This is a genomic window from Geodermatophilus sp. SYSU D00814, from assembly GCF_054050055.1.
In genome coordinates, this window is the sequence record NZ_JBJGYP010000030.1 from 14,170 (window position 1) to 35,312 (window position 21,143).

At 73.5% G+C, this 21,143-nt stretch carries 23 protein-coding genes, 2 tRNA genes and 1 pseudogene; 17 read left to right on the plus strand and 9 right to left on the minus strand.

Annotation, left to right across the window (positions count from 1 at the left end):
* The first annotated feature begins 2 nt into the window (after positions 1–2).
* The 9 genes from ACI780_RS19800 (at position 3) to ACI780_RS19840 (ending at position 8,618) form a co-directional block, all read left to right on the plus strand.
* Complete coding sequence (locus ACI780_RS19800) at positions 3–512, plus strand: DUF4396 domain-containing protein (protein ID WP_457005145.1); 510 nt, start codon at positions 3–5, stop codon at positions 510–512.
* A 254-nt stretch (positions 513–766) separates the two neighbouring features.
* On the plus strand, positions 767–1,255 hold the full coding sequence (locus tag ACI780_RS19805; protein WP_457005147.1) for a helix-turn-helix transcriptional regulator: 489 nt from the start codon (positions 767–769) through the stop codon (positions 1,253–1,255).
* Positions 1,256–1,351: 96 nt separating this feature from the next.
* A complete protein-coding gene (locus ACI780_RS19810; protein ID WP_457005149.1) occupies positions 1,352–2,317 on the plus strand; it encodes a hypothetical protein in 966 nt (321 codons plus the stop codon).
* Between the two features lie 22 nt (positions 2,318–2,339).
* Positions 2,340–2,960: a hypothetical protein gene (locus tag ACI780_RS19815; RefSeq protein WP_457005151.1), complete on the plus strand. Its 621-nt coding sequence runs from the start codon at positions 2,340–2,342 to the stop codon at positions 2,958–2,960.
* 36 nt (positions 2,961–2,996) lie between these two features.
* The gene (locus tag ACI780_RS19820) at positions 2,997–4,319 is read left to right on the plus strand and encodes a hypothetical protein (protein WP_457005153.1); all 1,323 of its coding nucleotides are present in this window, start codon (positions 2,997–2,999) and stop codon (positions 4,317–4,319) included.
* Between the two features lie 5 nt (positions 4,320–4,324).
* Entirely contained in the window at positions 4,325–4,825 is a 501-nt protein-coding gene (locus tag ACI780_RS19825; protein ID WP_457005155.1) for a hypothetical protein, read from the plus strand.
* Positions 4,822–6,279 carry a hypothetical protein gene (locus tag ACI780_RS19830; RefSeq protein ID WP_457005157.1) on the plus strand — a complete coding sequence of 486 codons (1,458 nt, stop codon included), beginning with the start codon at positions 4,822–4,824 and terminating at the stop codon, positions 6,277–6,279. The genes ACI780_RS19825 and ACI780_RS19830 overlap by 4 nt, the downstream gene beginning before the upstream one ends.
* Complete coding sequence (locus tag ACI780_RS19835; protein ID WP_457005159.1) at positions 6,279–7,427, plus strand: hypothetical protein; 1,149 nt, start codon at positions 6,279–6,281, stop codon at positions 7,425–7,427. The genes ACI780_RS19830 and ACI780_RS19835 overlap by 1 nt, the downstream gene beginning before the upstream one ends.
* Before the next feature lie 27 nt (positions 7,428–7,454).
* A complete protein-coding gene (locus ACI780_RS19840; RefSeq protein WP_457005161.1) occupies positions 7,455–8,618 on the plus strand; it encodes a M15 family metallopeptidase in 1,164 nt (387 codons plus the stop codon).
* A gap of 12 nt (positions 8,619–8,630) precedes the next feature.
* Here the strand turns inward: ACI780_RS19840 and ACI780_RS19845 are convergent, their stop codons facing one another.
* Together ACI780_RS19845 and ACI780_RS19850 are read right to left on the minus strand one after the other, a co-directional pair.
* On the minus strand, positions 8,631–10,220 hold the full coding sequence (locus tag ACI780_RS19845) for an asparagine synthetase B family protein (protein WP_457005163.1): 1,590 nt from the start codon (positions 10,218–10,220) through the stop codon (positions 8,631–8,633).
* The gene (locus tag ACI780_RS19850) at positions 10,220–11,185 is read right to left on the minus strand and encodes a DUF5715 family protein (RefSeq protein WP_457005165.1); all 966 of its coding nucleotides are present in this window, start codon (positions 11,183–11,185) and stop codon (positions 10,220–10,222) included. The genes ACI780_RS19845 and ACI780_RS19850 overlap by 1 nt, the downstream gene beginning before the upstream one ends.
* Before the next feature lie 275 nt (positions 11,186–11,460).
* On the opposite strand from ACI780_RS19850, the gene ACI780_RS19855 reads away from it, so the two are divergent.
* A complete protein-coding gene (locus ACI780_RS19855) occupies positions 11,461–11,934 on the plus strand; it encodes a hypothetical protein (protein ID WP_457005167.1) in 474 nt (157 codons plus the stop codon).
* Between the two features lie 15 nt (positions 11,935–11,949).
* Entirely contained in the window at positions 11,950–12,141 is a 192-nt protein-coding gene (locus tag ACI780_RS19860; protein WP_457005169.1) for a BBE domain-containing protein, read from the plus strand.
* Between the two features lie 27 nt (positions 12,142–12,168).
* Here the strand turns inward: ACI780_RS19860 and ACI780_RS19865 are convergent, their stop codons facing one another.
* The 3 genes and pseudogenes from ACI780_RS19865 to ACI780_RS19875 all read right to left on the minus strand — a co-directional run.
* Complete coding sequence (locus ACI780_RS19865; RefSeq protein WP_457005171.1) at positions 12,169–12,654, minus strand: DUF4231 domain-containing protein; 486 nt, start codon at positions 12,652–12,654, stop codon at positions 12,169–12,171.
* 32 nt (positions 12,655–12,686) lie between these two features.
* Entirely contained in the window at positions 12,687–13,313 is a 627-nt protein-coding gene (locus ACI780_RS19870) for a hypothetical protein (RefSeq protein WP_457005173.1), read from the minus strand.
* Between the two features lie 91 nt (positions 13,314–13,404).
* Positions 13,405–13,857: pseudogene (locus ACI780_RS19875) on the minus strand (toll/interleukin-1 receptor domain-containing protein); the annotation flags it as partial.
* Here ACI780_RS19875 and ACI780_RS19880 point away from each other — a divergent pair.
* Genes ACI780_RS19880 through ACI780_RS19890 form a run of 3 tightly spaced genes read left to right on the plus strand, consistent with a single transcriptional unit; the run spans position 13,847 to position 14,995 of the window.
* A complete protein-coding gene (locus ACI780_RS19880; RefSeq protein ID WP_457005175.1) occupies positions 13,847–14,137 on the plus strand; it encodes a hypothetical protein in 291 nt (96 codons plus the stop codon). The pseudogene ACI780_RS19875 and the gene ACI780_RS19880 sit on opposite strands and share 11 nt — an antisense overlap.
* Positions 14,130–14,408 (plus strand): SH3-like domain-containing protein, encoded by a 279-nt coding sequence (locus ACI780_RS19885; protein WP_456871152.1) that lies wholly within the window; start codon positions 14,130–14,132, stop codon positions 14,406–14,408. Before ACI780_RS19880 ends, ACI780_RS19885 begins: the two co-directional genes overlap by 8 nt.
* Positions 14,405–14,995, plus strand: a complete 591-nt coding sequence (locus ACI780_RS19890; RefSeq protein WP_457005177.1) for a nitrile hydratase subunit alpha — start codon at positions 14,405–14,407, stop codon at positions 14,993–14,995. Before ACI780_RS19885 ends, ACI780_RS19890 begins: the two co-directional genes overlap by 4 nt.
* Positions 14,996–15,007: 12 nt before the next feature.
* Here the strand turns inward: ACI780_RS19890 and ACI780_RS19895 are convergent, their stop codons facing one another.
* Positions 15,008–15,442 (minus strand): RidA family protein, encoded by a 435-nt coding sequence (locus ACI780_RS19895; protein ID WP_457005206.1) that lies wholly within the window; start codon positions 15,440–15,442, stop codon positions 15,008–15,010.
* 474 nt (positions 15,443–15,916) lie between these two features.
* Positions 15,917–16,138, minus strand: coding sequence for a hypothetical protein (locus ACI780_RS19900; protein ID WP_457005210.1), 222 nt, complete (start codon positions 16,136–16,138; stop codon positions 15,917–15,919).
* Between ACI780_RS19900 and ACI780_RS19905 the strand changes: the two genes are divergently transcribed.
* On the plus strand, positions 16,059–17,933 hold the full coding sequence (locus tag ACI780_RS19905; RefSeq protein WP_457005208.1) for a PKD domain-containing protein: 1,875 nt from the start codon (positions 16,059–16,061) through the stop codon (positions 17,931–17,933). The genes ACI780_RS19900 and ACI780_RS19905 overlap by 80 nt on opposite strands.
* 672 nt (positions 17,934–18,605) lie before the next feature.
* Here the strand turns inward: ACI780_RS19905 and ACI780_RS19910 are convergent.
* Together ACI780_RS19910 and ACI780_RS19915 are read right to left on the minus strand one after the other, a co-directional pair.
* Positions 18,606–18,676: transfer RNA gene (locus tag ACI780_RS19910), tRNA-Gly, on the minus strand.
* Between the two features lie 262 nt (positions 18,677–18,938).
* Positions 18,939–19,445, minus strand: a complete 507-nt coding sequence (locus ACI780_RS19915) for an ester cyclase (RefSeq protein ID WP_457005179.1) — start codon at positions 19,443–19,445, stop codon at positions 18,939–18,941.
* A 118-nt stretch (positions 19,446–19,563) separates the two neighbouring features.
* Between ACI780_RS19915 and ACI780_RS19920 the strand changes: the two genes are divergently transcribed.
* Both ACI780_RS19920 and ACI780_RS19925 read left to right on the plus strand, forming a co-directional pair.
* Entirely contained in the window at positions 19,564–21,009 is a 1,446-nt protein-coding gene (locus ACI780_RS19920) for an amidase (RefSeq protein WP_457005181.1), read from the plus strand.
* Positions 21,010–21,047: 38 nt separating this feature from the next.
* Positions 21,048–21,121, plus strand: a tRNA-Pro gene (locus tag ACI780_RS19925).
* The last annotated feature ends 22 nt before the right edge of the window (positions 21,122–21,143 follow it).

Consider the following 21,143-nt stretch of genomic DNA (forward strand, 5'->3'; position numbering starts at 1 on the left):
AGATGACGACGCACACCGCTCACGGGCACACGGCACACGGGCACGGCACCCACCAGCACGGGACGCACGGGCACGGCCCCGGTTCCTGGTCCGCGGCGGTGCAGGCCACGCTGCACTGCCTCACCGGCTGTGCCATCGGTGAGGTGCTCGGCATGGTGATCGGCACCGCGCTGGGATGGGGGACCGCGGCCACGGTCGTGCTGGCCGTCGCCCTGGCCTTCGTCTTCGGCTACGCGCTGACCATGCGCGGGGTGCTGCGGGCCGGCCTGCCGTTCCGCCGGGCGCTGCGGGTGGCCCTGGCCGCCGACACGATCTCGATCGCGGTGATGGAACTGGTCGACAACGCCGTCGTGGTGTCGGTGCCGGGCGCGATGGAGGCCGGCCTGTCCTCGGCGCTGTTCTGGCTGTCGCTGGCCGGCGCGTTCGCCGTCGCCTTCGTCGTCACCACCCCGGTCAACCGCTGGTTGATGGGCCGCGGCCGCGGACACGCCGTCGTCCACGCCTACCAGTGACCGCGCAGGACCCTGCCCGCGGTGACGCGGCGGTGACGCTCCCGTGACGGTGCGGGCGGCATCCTCCTCCGGGGGCCGCCCGCACCGGCGCAGACAGCTGCGTCCGGCCATTCCCCGTGCTCCCGGGAATGGCGCGCGGAATGGTCGGGAGAGGTCGCCGGTGCAGCAGTCCTCAGGACGTGTGACGCGAGTGCACCCCGCGTGCGGGTCTACGGTCGGCCCGATCCGACCGGGCCGGGGGAACGGAGGCCGGGGTGCCAGCGACCGCAGCGACCAGCCGGACGGCGGCGCCCCGGGAGTCCGCCGACGGCGTGGCGGCAGCCGCACGCGGAGCGCTCCCCGAGGCCGAGGACGCCGTCGACCGCGCCGTGCACGACCTGCGCCGCACGGTCCGGGAGATCCTGCGCCACCGGCCCGCAGCCGACGGCGGGCTCGTCGTCCAGTTCGACGTCGACGGCCTGGACTGCCAGGTCACCGTCGTGGACGCGCCGGCGCAGCCGGCCGGGGTGTCGCTGAGCCCGCGCGAGGAGGAGATCGTCCGCATGGTCGCCCGCGGCTGCACCAACCGGATGATCGCCTCGGTCCTCGACATCAGCGAGTGGACGGTGGGCACCCACCTGCGGCGGGTGTTCACCAAGCTCGAGGTCAACTCGCGTGCCGCCATGGTCGCCCGGCTCCTCGCCGACGGCGACCCGCGTCCCCCGTCCACGCGACCCCGGGACGCGCGACCCCGGGACACGTGACACCGGGACACGTGACCCGGGAACGTGTGAATGGGGCCGGTGCCGTTTCCTCCCTAACGTCGCGGGCGCCAGGAATGCACGATGAGGGAGGGCCTCATGAGCGTTTCGCAGGACGGAGAGGTCGGGTTCGAGACGCTCGACCCGGAACTCATGGGCGAACCCGAGGACGAGTTCGAGGACGAGCTGTTCGGTGAGCCGTCGGCCGAGAGCCCGCTCGGGGAGTTCGAGGACGAGTTCGAGGACGAGGGCGAGGACTTCCTCGGCGGGCTGGTCCAGGGGCTCGGCAGCGCGCTCGGCCTGGGGGAGGGCGAGTACGAGGACGAGTTCGAGGACGAGTTCGAGGACGAGGTCCTCGGCGCGGCCGGGACCGGTCAGGCGGAGTTCGAGGACGAGCAGTTCCTGCCGCTGCTGGCCGCCGCCGCACCGCTCGCCGCCAAGGCGCTGCCCCTGGCGGCGAAGTTCCTGCCCGGCGCGATGAGCGCCATCAGCGGCCTGTTCGGCCGTCGCCGCCGGCGGGTCCGCCGCCGCGAGGGCGAGTACGAGGGGGAGTACGAGGACGAGCTCGAGTACGAGCTGGAGTACGAGGACGAGTCCCCGGCCGCGCCGATGACGAAGAACGAGGCGATCGCGCAGACGATGGCCGCCGCGGCCGCCCGGACGCCGTCGACGCACGAGGCCGAGGCCCTGATCGGGGCGGCGACGGTCATGATGATCACGCCGCGGGAGCAGGCCGTCCTGCAGCGGCTGGTCCCCGACATCGTGCCGAAGCTGGTGCAGGTCAACAGCATCCTCACCCGCATGGCACGCCGCCGGCAGGGCACGCAGCCGCTCGTCACGATCCTGCCGACCGCGGTGACCCGCGCGACGGTCCGGCCGCTGGTGCGCCGTGCCCGGCGCGGGCAGCCGGTGACGCGGAGCACCGTCGGCCGCGTCGTGCAGACCCAGACCCGGCGGGCCCTCACCCAGCCGCGCGTCGCCGCCCGTGCGGCGCAGCGCAACCAACGGGCCGTCCGCCGGATCACCCAGCCGCCCCGGGCGCGCCGCGGCGCGCTGACCGGCTGACGACCGTCCGAGGAGACCGGCGATGTCGATGACGATGGCGGACCTGCTCCCCGCCGCGCGCGAGCTCGAGCTCTACGGCGACCCGGAGGACGAGTTCTACGGCGAGCCCGAGTTCGAGTACGAGTCGGCGGCCTCACCGGCCGCGGAGATCCGGCTCATGGAGCACCTGGCGGCGATGGCGGCCCAGACGGAGTCCGAGGCGGAGGCCGAGGCCTTCTTCGGCGCGCTGCCCGCCCTCGCGGCGCGGCTCGCGCCCGCTGCGGCCCGCTGGGTCCCCGAGCTGACCAAGCGTGCCGTGCAGCTCGGCCGGCAGCTGTGGAACAGCCCGGCGGCCAAACCCTACGTCCAGGCGCTCCCGCACGTCGTGCGCCGCACGACGGCCGACGTGGCGGGGCGGTACTCGCGTGGTGCCCCGGTCTCGCTGGACCTGGTGACCCGCCGCTTCGCGCACCACGCCTCCCGGGCGCTGCGCGACCCGGACCGGCGCCGCCGCGTGGTCCAGCGGGGCCGCCGGGCCGACCAGGCGTGGATCGCCGACGCCCGGCGCCGGGCCCAGCAGGCGAACGGGGCGGGGCCGGGTCGTCCGCCGGCCGTCCCGGGCCGGTCGATCGTCGTCAACGGACAGCGCTGGTGCCGGTGCTGAGCAGCACCCCACCGGGTCCAGTCAGGGAGCGTGGTCATGAGCGCGCCAGCCGCGGCGGCGACGCAGCGCGGGCGGGGGAGCACCCCCCGCCCGTCGCCGCCGCGGCCGGCCGCGGTCCTCGCGCGGTGGACCAGCGCGCAGGCGCGCAACCTCGAGCGCCACACCCTCGCCCTGCGCCCCTTCACCCGTGAGGAGTTCGGCAGCGGGCACGCCGCCCCCACCCAGGGGCACGTGGAGGCGGTCAACGCGCTCATCACCCGCCTGCGCGAGCCGCTGCTGACGATCACCCGGAAGGTCGCCGGCCTGGCCGAGCAGGCGCGGACCGACCCCACCCCGGAGCGGCTGCGGGCGCTCGTGACCGCCGGCGAGGTGGCCCACGAGCACGTGCGGGCGGTGGAGCGGGTGTGGGACTTCTACACCGTCTTCTTCGGTCAGCGGCAGGGGCGGTTCGGCGAGTGGCTGCTCGGCTGCGACCGGATCGCCCTGGACTGCTACCAGGACGCCTTCCTCGGCCTGGGCACCGCCAGGTCGGTGCCGCAGCCGGCGCCGATGTGCAGCATGGAGTCCGGGCCCACCCCGGCCACCTTCCGGCGCGACGTCCGGCTGCGGCGGCTGGGGTTCCAGCGCAACCCGTTCCCGCAGATCCAGCTGCCCTACCACCGGCTGGTGAACCCCTGGACGCTCGGCGCGGTCCTGCACGAGGTCAGCCACAACCTGCAGAACGAGCTCGGCCTCGCGCGGGTGGTCCCGGAGACCGTCGAGCGCAGGCTGGTCGAGGCGGGACACCCGCCGCAGGTCGCGCGGGTGTGGCGGCGCTGGAACCGGGAGACCTTCGCCGACCTGTGCGGCCTGCTGCTGGGCGGCCCGGCCGTCGTCGCCTCGCTGATGGACATCCTGGCCCGCGCGCCGGTGAGCGTCTGGACCTGGAACCCGACGGCGGTGCACCCGACGCCGTACCTGCGGCTGTTCCTCAGCGCCGAGCTGCTGTCGCGGATGGGGTTCCCCGAGGAGGCCGAGGGCTCGCGGCGGGCGTGGCGGCGCGCCTACGGCCGGCCCGCGGCGCCCTACCCGAAGGCGGTGCTGGAGTCCGCCGACGACGCGGTGCGCCTCGTCGTCGACACGATGTGCTTCCGGCCCTACGAGACGCTCGGCCGCCGGTCGCTGGCGCAGGTGGTCCGCTTCGCGCCCAAGGAGCAGCAGATGATCGAGGAGGCGGCGGGGCGGCTGGCCCGCGGGATCGACCCGGGCATCCTGCCCGAGCGGTTCCTCATCGGTGCCGCCCGGCTGGCCTTCGACCGCCGGCTGGCGACGCCGGAGGTCATCACCCGCCACTTCTACCGCGACCTCGCGCGGCGGTGAGCACGATGAGTGTCCCGGCCGCGCTCGCCGACCTCACCGGGGGCTGCCAGCAGCTCCGGGCGGAGCTGCGCTCGCTCGCGCTGACGCTGCGCGAGGACGCCCCGGCGGACCTGTCCGTGGTCGACCGGCTCGGCGGGGCCGTGGACGACCTGACCGGGCGGGCCGAGGAGGCGCACCACGCGCTGCTGCTGGCCGCCGAGGCCGCCGACCGGCTCGACCTCGTGGAGGTGCAGCGCCGGCTGGCCGCGGCGCAGGCGGCGCTGACCGCGCTGGGGGAGCGGTTCCGCGACGACGTCGTCTCCTACGAGGCGCTCGAGCCGGTCGCGGCGCTGCGGCACCGCGGCCGGGAGTGGCCGGCCTGGGTGCGGGTCGTGCGGCAGGGGATCGACCGCTGCCGGCCGCGGGTCACCGCGCTGCAGGAGGCGCAGTGCCGGTGCTGGCAGGAGCTCGCCGACCGTGCCTCGGCCGGGCCGGTCTACGTACACACGCCGGGGAGGACGGCATGAATCTGCCAATCGCGGGCGGTGGCGGCAGTAACCAGGACCTGATCAAGGCCCTGCGCGAACTGCTCGCCTACCCGGTGCGGACCGCTCCCACGACCCCTGCACGTGACCGGGACGACCGCCGCCCCGGCGACCTCAAGGGGTCCGTCGACCAGGCGATCGGCAACGTCCTGGGCTGGCGACGACGCCCTGCGAAGATCGACGGCGTCGTCGCGGCACTCGAGCAGGCCTTCGAGCCCTACGAGGAGCACGGCCGCACGCTCTACCGGCACAAGCCGAACATCGCCAGCTTCCACAGCGAGCTCGACGGTGGCGTCGTGGGGGCGCAGGCCAGCCTCCACGTGCGCGCGAAGGAGGCCGTCAACCGCTCACTGCCGCTCCTGGAGGACCTGGAGGCGCTGAACGAGACGGCGGACGACGACGTCGCGGCGGCCCTCAAGAGCATCATCGAGACAGAGGCCCGAGAGCTGGTCGAGGAACTGGGCCGCCTCGGCGGCCCACGGGTCCACCGTGTCGACCAGCTGTGGCGGGTGCTACTGGGTCCGGTCGCCGCCGCCGGCGGTGACCCAGACGGGGTCGGCGGGCAACTCGGTGAGCTGCGGGAGGAACTGGGTCTCTGTCAGGCGGGCTCGGACAGGACCGTCATCAACGCCGCGGAGGAGCAGCAGCTCACGAGTTTCCGGATCATCGTCGACGATCTCGTCTCGCTACGTGCCAGTTGGGATCGAGACAAGAGCTTCTTCGGAGCATCGGACAACCCAGCCTTCCTCGGCATGCAACTGGTTCTCGTGGAACGTCAGCTGGCCGTGGTCTCCGGATCGGTCAGCGAGTTGCGGTCGGCGCTCGATGCGGTGCTCCTCGATCCGGACGAGCGGCGGACTTTCCCGATCCCGTCACCCACCGGGGACTTCTACCTTGAGGACGTGCTCGACTGGGCGGAGGACTTCGCGACCGAGGAGGGTCCCCGGCTCGTCAAGGACGGCGGCCGGCTCGCTCTCAACGGCGCTCTCCGTTCAGGCGCCCGTGAACTGCGCCGGGCAATTGAGGCCGCTGCCGTCCTCAGCGCAGGGGGCGATGGGCTGGGGTTCTCCGCGCCATCGGTGTTCTTGGCGCTGACAGCGCTCGAGAAGCAACTGTTCCGTCTCGCCTGGGATCCGAGTGGTGTACGTCCGGCTCCGAAGCACACGGCCGCTCGCGTGGACGCTCAGAGGAACGAGACCGCGCTCAAGCTCTTCGACGAGGGCGGCAACATCTATCGGACCGAGCCTGTCCATCTGGATGCGGGGGAGCAGCTGCAGGTCCTCGTGCGTGCTCCAGCCACCAAGAAGCAGTACCCCACACCGGCAGCGGGACCATTCCAGTACTCAGCCGTCCATCCAGGGCGCTACGTGGCGACCTTCGACACTCGTAAAGCCTCAAGCAAGCCCGATGACGCTGTCGGGGTGGAGGTGTTCTGATGGCCACCGAGGCGCAGTACCAGGCCCTCCTGGACCGGTTCGCCCAGCTGCGGCAGGACGCGATCGACCAGCTCGGGGTGGACCTGCTGGAGACCCCGCGGCTGGCCGACGCCCTCGTCGACCAGATCGACGACTACGTGCGCCAGGCGGAGGAGGCCGACAAGGCCGCGCCGATCCCGCCCGACAGCGGCCTGGCCCAGCTGGTCGGCCTCGGCCCGGAGGCGGCGCGGCAGTTCGGGCAGACCCGCATCCCGCAGGGCGTCGAGCACTACGACGAGACGGTCACGTCCGAGCGGATCATCGCGATCGGCGACCTCTACTACATCTACCAGCATGAACGCGTCGGGGTCTTCCGCGTCGTCCGCAAGCTGCGGGAGCTGTTCCGCAACGGCGCCGTCCGGCTGTCGGCGGGCCCGGGGGCCTACGGGCTGTACCAGTTCGACCGCCGCGAGGTGCTGCGCGGCACCCGGCACGAGCGCGCGGCGGCCTACCGGCGGGCGTTCGGCTACGGCGCCAAGGTGCCGCCCGGCGACGCCCGCCCGAACCGGGAGTTCCACCCGCTGTTCACGCTGTTCAACCGGCACGTCGCCCAGTACTGGCGGGACAAGCGCATCTCCGACGTCATCCGCGACCGTGCCAACGACCCGACGTTCGGCAGCATCGCCGTCGTCCGCCGGGCCGGCCTGGACCTGCGCAACAACCTCAAGTTCGTGTCCTACGGCAACATCAACGTGCTGCGCGTCGAGGTCATGCAGCTGCTGGAGGAGGCGTTCCGCATCCTCGACGCCGACGACGTCAAGCGCGTCTTCGGGGCCGACAACGCCTGGGACGTCGTCGAGGAGGTCCTCACCCGCTACTTCCACGAGCCGCTGATGACCTCGCCGCGGCAGCGGATGGCCGTCACCGGCCGCGAGATCCTGCGCTGGCTGGCCCAGCCGCACGTGCTGCAGAGCGGCCGGACCGAGTTCGAGGCGCTGCTGCTGCAGGTCGCCGAGGACTCCGAGGAGTGGCTGACCAGCGCCCAGGCGATCGGCGTCGTCACCGACCGGGCGGCCCCGCGGGTCACCGCGCTGCCGGTCCACGACCGCCGTCCGCGCCCGGTGGTCCCGGTACGGCCCTCCCCGCGCCGCGACTTGGCCCTCGGCTGACCGCCGCACTGCCCGAGAGGAGTCCCCGTGCTCCGGACGTCATCCCCGCCCGCGGCTCCCTCCGTCGTCGACGGGAGGGACCGGCAGGACCTCTGGTGCGCCTCGCGGGCCCACGCGAGGGCCCTCGCGGTGCGCCGGGCCCGGGCGCTCGGCCCGGGCTGGACCGTCGTCCACGACGCCCGGCCGCGCCCGCACTTCCACCTGGCCCGGGTGACCCGGCGGCCCGACGGGGGGACGGCGCGGCGGCGGGCCGGCGCGCGGTACTTCTACGGCGGGAGGCCAGGCCGCGGCGCGCCCGGGCTGCTGCCCGCGGCGACGGCCGTGCCGCCGGAGCGGGACGCCGCCTGGGAGGCCGCCGCGGAGGAGCGCGAGACGCAGGGTCCGGCCCCGGGCCCGGACCAGCAGCTGCGCGCCGCGCTGGCCGCGCGGCGCTGGCCCGAGGCGGTCGCCGCGGCCTTCGCCCTGGGGACCCGGGACGAGAACGCGCTCACCGACCTGCTCTTCGCCGCGCAGCACCCCGAGCGCCGGGGGGCGCCGATCGCCCGGCACGAGACGGCGCTGGCGCAGGAGTGGCGGCGGATCCGGGACGGCGTCGTCCGCCCAGCCCTGCACCGGCTGTTCGCCGCCGGGCCGGCCGGGCCGCCCGCCGCCGGCCGCGTCGCCCGGTCGACGACGTGGCTGCGCCGGGCGTGGGCCGAGCACCTGGCGGAGAAGACCGTCCGGATGGTGCCGCTGCGGCTGTTCGGCCTGCGCGCGACGCCGGTGCACCCCTACACGGTCGAGGCGTGGCGGGCGCTGGAGCGGGCGCTCACCGCCACCGGCTACCGACCGCGCAGCGTGTGGAACTACGTCAACCGGCAGATCACCGGCGGCTCGGCGCCCTCGCTGCACGCCTACGGCATCGCCACCGACATCGACCCGTCCTGCAACCCCTACCGCGTGACCCCGGACCGGCCCGTGGTCCGTTTCTCGTCCCAGCCGACCCAGGAGCAGCGGTGCGCCGAGGTGAAGGCCGGGCGCGCCGACACGGCGTTCACGCCGCAGCAGGTCGCCGCGGTGGAGGCGATCACCACGGTCGACGGCCTGCCGGTGCTCGCCTGGGGCGGGCGGTGGCGGTCGGTCAAGGACGCGATGCACTTCCAGGTCAACGTGAGCCCCGACGAGCTGCGCCGGGGACTGCGCGGCGGCTGACGAGCGGACCGGTCAGGGGCCGGTCGTGCGGGCGGGCCGGCGCACCAGGGAGGCGAGGTTCCAGCGCAGCGCCCCGGCGAGGTCGCGGGCGTGCTCGACCGGCGTGAGGTCGCGCGGGGTCCGGGCGGCGTCGACGGCGGCGTCGAGGTCGTAGTCGTGCTCCCGGAGCACCTCGGAGAAGTCCCGCTGCAGCGGGGCGGCGCAGTCGTAGCCGAGGGAGCGGTAGAGCCGCGGGAACAGCGGCCGGAACAGCCGGATCCGCTCGTGCAGCCCGCTGGAGTGCGACATCGGGTTCTTGTGCCGCGCCTGGATGTAGTCGGGGAGGACGTCGGCGAAGGCGTGCCGGACGATCCACTTCTCGTAGCCGTCGCGGAGCTTGAGCTCCTGCGGGATCCGCATGGCGAGGTCGAGCATCGTCACGTCGAGGAACGGCACCCGCGCCTCCACCCGGTGGCCCATCGAGGTGCGGTCGACGCGCTGCAGCTCCGTGCGGCTGAGGTGGGCGATCTTGTGCAGGAACAGCCGGCGACGGTCGGCGTCACCGATCCGGTGGTACATGGCGTAGCCGCCGAAGAGCTCGTCGGAGCCGTCGCCGGTGAGCACCACCTTCACGCCGGCCTCGTGCACGGCGGCGAACAGCCGCTGGGAGACGACGGCGTTGATGATGTCGCCGTACTCGGTCAGCTCGGAGACCCGCATCGCCTCGCGCACGTCGCCCAGGCCGAGCTCCCGCGGCCGGACGGGGACGACGACGTGCTCCACGCCGAGGTCGGCGGTGAGCCGGCGGGCGTAGGCGAGGTCCTCGCTGCCCTCCGCCCCCACCGTGAAGGCGACGCAGTCGGGGTGCAGCTCGCGCACCAGCAGCAGCGTCAGCGAGCTGTCGAGACCGCCGGAGAGCACGACGCCGACGCGCAGGTCGGTGTCGACCCGGATGCGGACGGCGTCGGTGAGGGTGGTCCGGACCGCCGCCGCGGCCTCCTCGACGTCGGCCAGCTCGGGCAGGCCCTCGCCGAGCCGGTAGAGGTCGATGTAGGGGTGCAGGTCCGGCGGGCTGTCGGGTGCGGCCCAGCCGCAGTGCCCAGGGGGCACCTCGTGCACCCGCGCGCCGAGCGGGACGAGGGCCTTGACCTCCGACGCGACGTGCAGCCGACCGCCCGCGTGCGCCCAGTACAGCGGCTTGACGCCGACCGGGTCGCGGGCGAGGAACACCCGGCGGGTGTCGCGCTCGACGAGCGCGAAGGCGAACTCACCGCGCATCCGCAGCAGCGCGTCCTCGCCCCAGGCGAGCACCGTCTCGAGCACCACCTCGGTGTCGCTCTCCGAGCGGGTGCGCCGGCCCTCGGCGTGCAGTTGCGCCCGCAGGTCGCCGTGGTTGAAGACCTCGCCGTTGAAGCACAGCGCCCAGCGCCCGTCCTCCGACGTCCAGGGCTGGACGGCGTGCTCGCGGTCGACGATGCGCAGCCGGGAGGTGCCCAGCAGGGCGGCGTCGTCGTGCAGGACCTCGTCGACCTCGCCGCGGGGGGAGATCGCGGCGAGCATCGAGGCGAAGAGCGCCTGCTCGCGCTCGGCGCCCTCCCCGAGCACCAGGGCGATGCCGCACATCAGCGGCTCCCCGCCGGGCCGGCGGTCGGCGGCGCCAGGCGCTCGTACCGGCCCACCACGGCGGGGTTCAGGCACACGTGCCAGGCCTGGCCCTCGTCGATCACGTTCAGCACTCCCTCGGTCCGGTAGGCGGTCAGGACGTCCTCCAGGGCGGCGGCCACGCCGTGCCGGCGCAGCCAGGCCATCTCGATGTCGGCGGCGTGGCCGGTGCAGTGGGCGCTCGGGAGCAGGGCCGAGTACCCGAGCGCCCGCAGCCGCTGCTGGACGGCGGTGCTGCGGACGATGCAGTTGACCCACAGGCTGCCCGGCCAGGGCCCGGCGGCCTGGGCGAACCGGTCGGCGACCTCGTTGAGCAGCGCGACCATCGCCGGACGGGCGACGGGGTAGCTCAGCCCCGACGAGACCGGCTCGCGTCCCGGGGCCCAGCGGTGCACCGCGTGGTTGCGGGCCCGCGCCGGGAAGTGCGTGGCGCACACCCGGTAGCGGAAGGCCAGCAGCCGCCGGCGGCGCAGCGACGGCAGCCAGGCCATCTCCGGCGAGCCCAGGACGTCGGGGTCGTCGGTGAAGGGGCGGACCGAGGACCACCACAGGACGTCGATCTGCTGCAGCAGGAGGATCTTGAGCAACGTCGCCGGGGTGCGCGCGTTGGACCGGGGGCTGGGGCGGAAGCCGCCGACCTCCTGGTTGATCCGCTGCAGCACGTCGTCGGTGCCGCCGGGCACGAGGTCCAGGACGGCGCGCACCTCCGGGTGCCCGGCGACCCGCTCGAGAGTGGCGGCGGCTCCGTCGTGCTCGAGACGCTGCACGACGTCGTCGACGGCGCTGCGGTAGGCGGCCAGGTCCGCCGGCGAGGGGCCGGTCCCGGCGAGTCCCCGGGGGCGGTCGGTGACGCCGACCGCCGGCGAACCGCGCTCGTGCCGGAGCTGACGGCTGAGGACGGCTCGGCGGGCGCGGGGGGCCTCCACCGCTGGAACTGTACGAACCCGGCCCGGAACACGACAAGCACCACCGGCCGATCGGCTCGCCACGCCGATGACCGGAGCGGCAGCGGGGAGGACCACCGAGCGGCCCCGTCGAAGGGCGAGGTCGGCGGACTGACGTGGCTGCCGCGACGGGCGAGACGGGTTGGATGAGAACACGCCGCGATGGACATGTGGAGCGCGGCGTACTGGAACGGAGTACCTACGTTTCCCGGGTCATGCCAGCGGCGGAATGGTCCGCCACCACCCCAGGACGTGTTGTGACTGCTCAGCTGACCGCGCCCGTGAAGGTCTGCCCGCACTGCAGTGCCCAGGCCCAGACCGTGGACACCAAGTGCCCGCACTGCGGCAAGAAGTACAAGAAGAAGAGCGCCGCTCTCAAGATCCTCCTGGGGCTCGCGGTCCTCATGGTCGTGATCGTCGGGGGTTGCACGGCTCTCGTCGGTGCCGGCATCAACGAGGCGGTCAACCAGCTCAACGAGGAGCAGGCCGCCAGCGCTATCTCCCAGGAGACCTTCGACGCCATCCAGATCGGTGCCACGCGGGCCGACGTCGACGCGGCTGTCGCGCCCGCCGTTCCGCAGGACACCCAGGAGTTCACGCAGCAGGGCGTCCTCGACGCCGCGGACGTCAACCAATCGTGCCTCTACTTCAACCGCGAAGGCGGCGAGTTCGGTGACATCTTCCAGTTCTGCTTCGACGGCGATGTGCTGACGACCAAGAACTCCTACTGAGACAGTTCGGGGGGAGTGGACGGAACCCGTCCACTCCCCCCGGGCGACCTCCGGAGTCCGGCTCCACGGAGAAGGTTTCGTGCCTCCTTCGGCACGAACCTCGACCGGCTGCGCCTGCTCAAGGCCCGCTACGACCCCGGGAACCTGTTCCGGCTGAACCCGAACATCAGCCCGGTGGCGCCCGCGCCCCGGGGACCCTCCGCCTAGGTCCCCGTCCAGCGCGCCGATGGCCGGTCAGCCGGCGCGCTGGGGCACCACGTCGGGGTCGGCGAGGGCCTGGTGGCGACCCTCGGTCCACTTGGCGTGCTCCTGCGAGACGAGGCCCTCCACCCGCTCGGCCAGGACCTGGTGGCGCTGGGGGCCGCTGTAGGGACCGGCACCGGCCAGGAAGAGGAACTGCTCGTGCCGCAGCGACTCGTGCGTGGACCGGTAGAGCACCCAGTTCGTCTGCCACTGGTACAGCTGCTGCACGCCCTCGAGCACGACGACGAGGGCGCCCAGCAGCGCGGTCACCAGCCCCGGCGCCGCGCTCGCCACGGCGACCGGCACGCCGGCGGCCAGCACCAGTTGCGCGATCTTGGTCTGCTTGTAGGCGTGCTGGGCGGACCTGCTCCTGCCGTCGTACCAGGCCAGCTGGTCGCGGAGGCGGTCCCAGGTCGGGTCGGTGCCCGCAGGCGGCTCGCCCGGGTAGCGCGGCGGCGCCCCGCCGTCGTGGTCCATCCCGCCCTCCTCGGTGTCGGTGACGCCCGGCCTCAGCAGTCCCCCGGTCCGAGGGCGGGGGAGGTGACGTCGATCCGGGCCGCGTCGTTCTCGATCCGGAGCTGGACGTGGCCGGCCGGCTCACAGGTGACGTCGAAGCCGACGAGCGCGTCGCCGACCGTCTCGGCGTCCACGAACTCCGAGTCCGGAGAGAAGCAGGTCACCGCGAACTGCCGCTGGGCGACGACGAGGGAGTCGTACCGCCAGTCGCCGTGGTAGGCGCCCTCCGGCACGGCGGCCTCCATCGACGTCGCGAGGACCACCTGCCACCCCGTGCCCTCCGGACGCCAGTGGGCGGACGCCACGGTGAACGACAGCGACCCGTCCTCGACCTGTTCCGTCGCCCGAGGGTCCGCGCCGAGCCCCATCTCGGTCCAGCCGTCGCCGGTCGGCGTCGCACAGGCCGCGATCCCCGCCTCCGCCTCGTCGTCGTCCCCATCCCCGCCGCCGTCGGCCGGCCGGGACAGCCACCACGCGCCCGCGCCCAGCGCGAGCAGCAGGGCCGCGATGGCGAGCGCCACCCACCAGGGGAAACGGCGCGCGGTCGGGAGCGCCGGCTCGCCCCGCAGCGCCCGCAGGAGGCCGTCGACGTCCTGGTGCCAGGTCTCGTCGCGCAGCACCACCGCCTGCCGTTGCGGCAGTCCCTGCCGTTGCGGCAGTCCCTGCAGGTCGGCGGGCAGCGCGGCAGCCGGGGGGCAGCGGGGCCCCGCCGACGAGCACGGGGACGACGCGGACGTCGCGGTGCAGCGCGCGGGCGATCTCCAGGCGCACGTAGTCGTCGGGGGCGAAGAGCCGGGGGGAGCCCTGCGGGGTCGACGCGGTGAGCCAGCCCGGCCCGATGACGGCCAGCAGCGCGTCGCTGTCGTCGAGGGCACGGTCGATGACGGCCGTGTAGTCCTGGCCCGGGGCGATGTCGAGCACGTCCTGGAACACGTTCCTCGGCCCCATGCGCTCGTGCAGGGCATCGGCCAGCCGCCCGGCGTACCCACCGGCGTCACCGCGCCGGTAGCTCAGGAAGATCCGCACCGCACGCCTGCTCTCGCGCGCTCCGGCGGCGCCCGGCCGCCCCCGCCGAGGGTCCCACCGCGGGCCCGGCACGGGCAACGAGCGGAGTTCCCGCTCTTCCTGGCGCCCGGCGGGGTAGGAAGGGCGGGTGAGCCGCATCAACGACGTCGGTGGGATGGCCGGGTTCCCGGCGATCGCCGAGGAACCGGACGAGCCGCCGTTCCACGCCGACTGGGAGGCCCACGTCTTCGCCCTCAACGGGGCGCTGATCAAGCGGGGCGTCTACAACCTCGACGAGTTCCGCGACGCGATCGAGCGGATGCCGCCGGAGGAGTACCTCGCCGCCTCGTACTACGAGCGCTGGTTCGCCGCGATCACCACGCTGCTCGCGGAGAAGGGCGTGGCGTCGCCGGACGAGCTGGACGTGCCGCATGACTGAGCTCGCTCCCGGCGTGCGGGTGCGGACCCGCACCGCCGACCCCGACGGCCACACCCGGCTGCCCCGGTACGTGCGCGGCGCCGTCGGTGTGCTGGTCGAGGAGGCCGGCCGCCACCCGCTGGCCGACGACCGGGCCCGGGGCCGTGCCGGCACGCCCCAGTCGGTGTGGCACGTGCGGTTCGCGGCCGCCGACCTGTTCGGCTCAGGCGACCACACGGTCACCGTGGAGCTGTGGTCCGACTACCTGACCCCGATCGAGGAGCCCGCATGAGCGGCGACCACACCAGTTCGGTCATCTCGGCGCGGGTGCGCCACGTGGAGGCGCTGCTGGAGAGCCGGGGCCTGCTCGACGAGGGCGAGATCGACGGGCGGATCGACGAGTTCCTGGCCGGTGGCTCGCCGGCCAACGGCGCCCGGATCACCGCCCGGGCCTGGGTCGACCCCGGGTTTCTCGAGCGGCTGCTCACCGACGCGAACGAGGCGATCCGCGAGGTGGGGCTGTCGATGGCCGGCGGCCTGCAGGAGCAGCGGCTGAAGGTCGTCGCGAACACCGCCGAGGAGCACAACGTCGTCGTCTGCACGCTGTGCTCCTGCTACCCGATCGCGCTGCTGGGGCCCTCGCCCGGCTGGTACAAGAGCGAGGCCTACCGCTCGCGGGTGGTGCGCGACCCCCGGAGCGTGCTGCGCGAGTTCGGGCTCGAGCTGCCCGAGGGGACGCGGATCTCGGTGTGGGACGCCAGCGCGGAGTCGCGGTACATGGTGGTGCCGCGCCGTCCCGAGGGCACCGAGGGGCTCTTCGAGGAGCAGCTCGCCGCTCTCGTGACCCGCAAGGGGCTCATCGGGACCGCCGCGGTCTGACGCCGGCGCCGTTCAGGAGGTGATCGCGGTCATCCGGATGGACACGAGGACCCCAGGCAGTTCGACGCCGAGCTTGGCCACGTAACGCGCGGGCGGATCGGTCGGGAACGCCCGCGCGTACTCCTCGTTGAGGCCGGCGAAGTCCGTCGGGTCGGCCAACAGGACGCCGACCTCCACGATGTCGGAGCTCGTGGCGCCGCCGGCTTCGAGGACCGCCAGGCAGTTGGCGATGGCCTGCCGGGTCTGCTGCTGGACCGTCTCGCCGGCGAGGGCGCCTGTCGCCGGGTCGGTGCCCGTCATCCCGGAGACGTGGACGTGGTCACCGACCCGGACACCCTGGCTGTAGAGGGGCGACTGAGGGGCGCGGTCGGTGCGGATGAGCTGGCGACCCATGCCGGGATCGTCGCAGTACGCATCGAACACGACAACGTGCTGCGGGTTGGCCACGTTCGCGCGGCAAGCAGAGTGACCTGCAGCGGCCCGATACCTCCGGACTCGGCAGCCCGGCGTCCGGCTGACCCGACGGACGTCGGTGACGGCGGGCGACGTGGAGCGGAGACACGAGGAAGACCTCCGGGTGAGATGTGGAGCTGCCCGTTGTCGGCGGTCGAGCACGGTCTTCTGCAGGAGTGCGAAGAACGACTCCATGGCCGCGTTGTCACCGGCCGCGCGGACCCACCCCGACGAGCCGGACATCTGCCAGGCCTGGCTCCGCGCCCGGAGCCAGGCGCCGACGCCCGCGGAGCCGCGGCCGTCCACCACGCCGAGAACGGAGCCGGTGTCGGCGTCGACGAGGGCGGCAGCCACTCGGCACCGGTGCCCGGGTCTGCAGTCGTACGGACACCCTCATGGTCGCGCAGTTCAGGCAGATTCGTCGGCGTTTTGCCAGGTCGACGCCATTGGAAGGGCCCTGGTGAGGAGTCACAGGCGCCGCATCCGCCGCAGCCTTCCCAGGCTGCGTGTTCCGGCCGCGGAGCGCCTGGCGCGCGTGCAGCATCCGCTTCCGACCTCCTGGTCGTAGCCAGGGGCGACGTGAGGACGGAGCAGGATGCGGAAGAAGCGGATGGCTGCGGTCATCGCCGGAGCTTTGGCCTTGTTGGCCATCCCGGTGGGTGCCGCGGCACAGGTGTCGACGACGACCACGGCGACCTTCTCCGGTGCTGTGCCGGAACCAGGCGGCGCCGATGAGCGGTACTGCGGCGGCGCCGGCCGAAGCTCATGCGCGAGCGGCCCGCCCGTCCAGGTCAGCTGGGGATTCGGCGGCACTGGTCGTAGCAGCCTCGGTTTCACCCCGACCGGTACGACGGGGCTCGGCGAGTTCTCCCTCGGGATGCTGAAGCACTCCAACACCGTCGTCGGGTTGTACAACGGCATCACCGCCGTCGACCTCCACGTGAACACGACGGTGCAGGACGAGGACCGGTCGGTCGAGTTCACCGCCACGCTGCCGATGAGGCTCGGCGTCCACGAGGTCCCCGACGACCTCGCCGACTGCCCCTATGGCCGGGTGAACAGCAAGTGCGCCGACGCGGTCGCCCTGCCGCAGCCCAACGTGTCGTTCCCCTTCGAGGCGGGCAACGTCGCCTACCGGCTGGAGATCATCGGCTTCCGCCACACCGACGGCACGATCGCGCAGCACACCGTCAGCCCGGAGAACGGCTCGACCGAGGTGCCGCTGATGGCCCGCCTCACCAAGACCCCGCGGCTGGACGCCGACGCCGGCCCCGATCAGACCGTCGACGAGGGCAGCTCGGTCACCCTCGACGGCTCCCGCAGCCGTTATGCCGACCTCACCTACGCGTGGCGTCAGGTGTCCGGGCCCGCCGTGACGCTGGACGACCCGACCGCGGTCCGTCCGACCTTCCCCGTGGGCATGGTCACCGAGGACCAGACGCTGGGCTTCGAGCTGACCGTCCGGGACCGGCTGGAACCGGCGTACGTCGACCGGGACACCGTCCAGGTGACGGTGCGCGACCTCAACGACCCGCCGAGCGCGGAGGCCGACACGGGCGGCGACGGCTACGAGGTGCCCGAAGGCGGGCAGGTTCCGCTCGCCGGCAGCGTCACCGACCCTGACGGCAACATCGCCACGATCGAGTGGGACCTCGACGGCGACGGGGCGTTCGACGACGGCATCGGCGAGACCCCGGTCTTCTCCGCGGTCGGCCTGGACGGACCCGACGACGTGACTGTTGCGTTGCGCGTGTGCGACACCTTCGACGTCTGCGCCGAGGATGAGGCCCAGGTGCGCATCCTCAACGTGGCCCCGACGGTTGACCTGGGCGACGACCTCGAGGTCTACCGCAACGACGTGGTGGCCCTCAGCGGCACCTTCGACGACCCCGCCGGCGCGCTGGACGACCCCTACACCGCGGACTGGAGCGGCGACGCGCCCCTGACGCGGACCACAGCGGACGCGGCCTACGACGTCCCCGTGGAGCGCGAGCTGGCCTATCCGCTCGAGGGCACCTATGAGGTCGACCTCCAGGTGACCGACAAGGACGGCGGCTCCGGCAGCGACAGCCTGACCGTCACCGTGCTCAACCGCGCCCCGAGCTGTGCGGCTGCGAGCCCGACCGTCGCCAGCCTGTGGTCGCCCAACCACAAGCCGGTTCCTGTCGGCATCACCGGGCTGACCGACGCAGAAGGCGATGCACTCACCGTCGTCGTGACCGGCGTCCGGCAGGACGAGCCGGTCCGCGAGCCCGGCTCGGGCCGCACGGCGCCGGACGCCTCCGGGGTCGGGACGTCCACGGCACTGCTGCTGGCCGAGCGGGCCGGGGGCGGCGACGGCCGTGTGTACCACGTGGCCTTCACCGTGACCGACGGCCACGAAGGCCAGTGCACCGGCACCGTCGCGGTCGGGGTTCCTCACGACCAGCGCGGGTCGGCCCCGGTGGACCAGGGTGCACTGTTCGACTCGACCACCACGGGCTAGCCACACGTCGGACTGGTGTGCGGGTGCTCGTTCGGGCACCCGCACACCACCTCGACGTCCAGCCCGCCGGCGTTGGGAGCCGGTCGGCCGACGAGTTCTGTGGCCGCCCGTCAGTGGGCCCTGCACCGGAGACGGTGTGACACGAGGTGCGGCGCCCAGGACACCGCCGATCGACTGGACAAACGATGTCCCTTGACGGCCCTCTCGTCGGCCTGGAGGACGACGTCGATGCGCCGACGGGTGACGGCGGGTGCCCGCTGTTCGAGTGGCTGAACCACCGCCTCGACCCGGGGCCGAACGAGCTGGTGCTCGCGGAGCGAATGCCCTAGAGGTCCGCCCCATTACCGCACTGCCGCCTCGCATGCCGTTTGCGCGGAGACCTCGTGTCCGAGGTGTCGCCTCAGCGCTACCTGCTCGAGGTGGGCGGGCCCAGGGCCGGAACTCCTCCTGCGGGTCTCAGTCGGCGCGATCTCGATCTCACCCCGCAACGGGCGTGGTCATGACGGGGAACCTGCGCCTCCACCTGACTATGTGGGGCCGTCCGACGTGACCGATCCACCACCAGCGCGACGGAGAGCAGGGGCCCGAAAAGGGTTGAGACGGGCCCTCCAGAGGGTCCTCTAGACCTTCTCCAGAAGGCAGTACCGGCCGCTGGCCTGAGCAGACGTCTAGAGCGGGTGACGGGAATCGAACCCGCATGGCCAGCTTGGAAGGCTGGGGCTCTGCCATTGAGCTACACCCGCGAGACCGTGGGAGCGAACGTCTAGGAAGCCGTCCCCTCGCCACGCGAACCCAAGCGACCGTGGTCGACCAGGGTTCCAGTCCGGGACGAGGGTAGCGCGCGCCGGGTCTGGGACGTGCCCCGCACTACGACCGCATGCTCCACGGCGACCCAAAGCACCAGGCGGGACGCGGCTGCTGTCCTGGCGGACCCGGCGCAGGCACGGGCATCGCCTCTGCCTGGCGGCCGGTCACCAGCGTCGCCGGCTCGGCGGTGTCCGTGCCTCAGCCGCGCAGTCGGCGCTTCAGCTGCGTCCGGGCGTTGAACACCTTCTTCATGAGTCGGTCGCCAGGCGAGCCGTCGGCCGGGACCATGCCCAGCTGCCGCGCGTACTCCATCTGGTCGAACGCGACGAACCCGCTGCGGATGCGACCCTCCCGGACGACGAAGTGGTCCATGCCCTCGAGCGAGATCGGCTTCCCCGTCGGCGCGATGCCCTGCAACGGGCCGCGATGGGTCCCCGTCATGCGCCAGTGGACGAGCACGTCGTCACCGTGCTCGGCGAGCGCGAGGATCTCGACGTGGAAGTCCGGCATCCCGGTGAACGTCTCCTCCCAGAAGCCCGCGATCTCGTCCGCGCCCCGGCAGACCCGCTGCGGGAAGTGGTCCACGGTCTCGTCGTCGTAGAGCTGGCGCAGTGACGAGGAGTCGTGCGCGTTCAGCCGGTCGAACGTCCAGCGGATGACCGCCTCGGGCGAGACGTCCGCGGGTATCGGGACGGGGGAGGTCATGGGGCAGCGTGGCACCGGGACGTCCTCGTGCCAACCAGCTCCTGCCGCACACCCGTGAGCCGAACGGCCCACCTGGCGCGGCCCTCCCGGCGGCCGCCGTGCCCGCTAGCGTCCGACCGTGACCGAGACCACGTGGCTGGACGCGACGGCGCAGGCTGAGCTCGTGCGGCGGGGCGAGGTGAGCCCGGCCGAGCTGCTCGAGGCGGCCATCGCCCGCATCGAGAAGCTGAACCCGCAGCTCCACGCCGTCGTCCGCGACCGCTTCGAGGACGCTCGACGAGACGCCGCCGGCGAGCTGCCCGACGGCCCCTTCCGCGGCGTGCCGTTCCTGCTCAAGGACATCGGCTGCCACGTCGCCGGCGACGAGACCCGCTACGGGACGTCGGTCCTCGCCGGCGTCCGCTGGCCCCACGACAGCCACCTCGGCCGGCTCTTCCGCGAGGCCGGCCTGGTCACCGTCGGCCGCACCAACGTGCCCGAGTTCGGCACCACCGTCACCACCGAGCCGCCCTGCAACCCCCCGGCCCGCAACCCGTGGGACCCGGCGCACTCCACCGGCGGCTCCTCGGGCGGCTCGGCGGCCGCGGTCGCCGCGGGGCTGGTGCCCATCGCGCACGCCAACGACGGCGGCGGCTCCATCCGCATCCCCGCCAGCCTGTGCGGGCTGGTCGGGCTCAAGCCCACCCGCGCCCGCGTCAGCCAGGGCCCCGACGTCGGCGAGGGCTGGGCCGGCGCGACCATCGACGGCGTCGTCACCCGCTCCGTCCGCGACACCGCCACCGCGCTCGACTGGATCGGCCGCCCCATGCCCGGCGACCCGTACACCGCCCCGCCGCTGCCGCGCCCGCTCGCCGAGGAGGTCGGCGCGCCGGTCGGTCGGCTGCGCGTGGCGCTGCTCGACACCGACCCGCCCGAGGGCTACCTCGACTCCGCGCACTGCCGCGCCGCCGTCGAGCACGCCGGCCGGCTGCTGGAGGACCTCGGCTGCGCGGTCGAGCCCGGCACGCCCGACCGGATGTTCGACGAGCGCTTCGCCCGGTTCTTCAACGCCACCATCGCCGCCGACTTCGCCCTGACCATCTCCGCCTTCGAGCGCGTCCTCGGCCGCCCGATCACCGACGAGGAGCTGGAGCCGCGCAACGCCGCCTACCGCGCCGTCGGCTCGGCGATGTCGGCCACCGACTACCTGGGCACGCGGACGTGGCTCGGCCACTGGGTCCGCCGCGTGGCCGCCTTCTGGGCGCCGCCGGAGCTCGGCGGCAGGGGAGTGGACCTGCTGGTGACGCCGACGGTCGGCGCGCCCCCGCCGGAGCTGGGCTGGTTCACCGCCGCCGGGCCCGAGCAGGAGGGCCGGCGGGTCAACAGCTACATCCCCTACACCGCGCAGTTCAACGTCACCGGCCAGCCGGCGAGCAGCCTGCCCCTGCACCGCACCGACGACGGCCTGCCGGTGGGCGTGCAGCTCGTCGCCGCCTACGGCCGGGAGGACGTGCTGGTCCGGGTCGCCGCCGCGCTGGAGCAGGGCGCGCCGTGGGCCGACCGCCGGCCGCCGCTCGCCGCCTGAGCCCGCTCCGGCGGCACGCCTAGACTCGGGAGCCGCCACGGGGTGTGGCGCAGCTTGGTAGCGCACCCGCTTTGGGAGCGGGGGGCCGTGGGTTCGAATCCCGCCACCCCGACCCCGCTCCCGGCGTCTCTCTA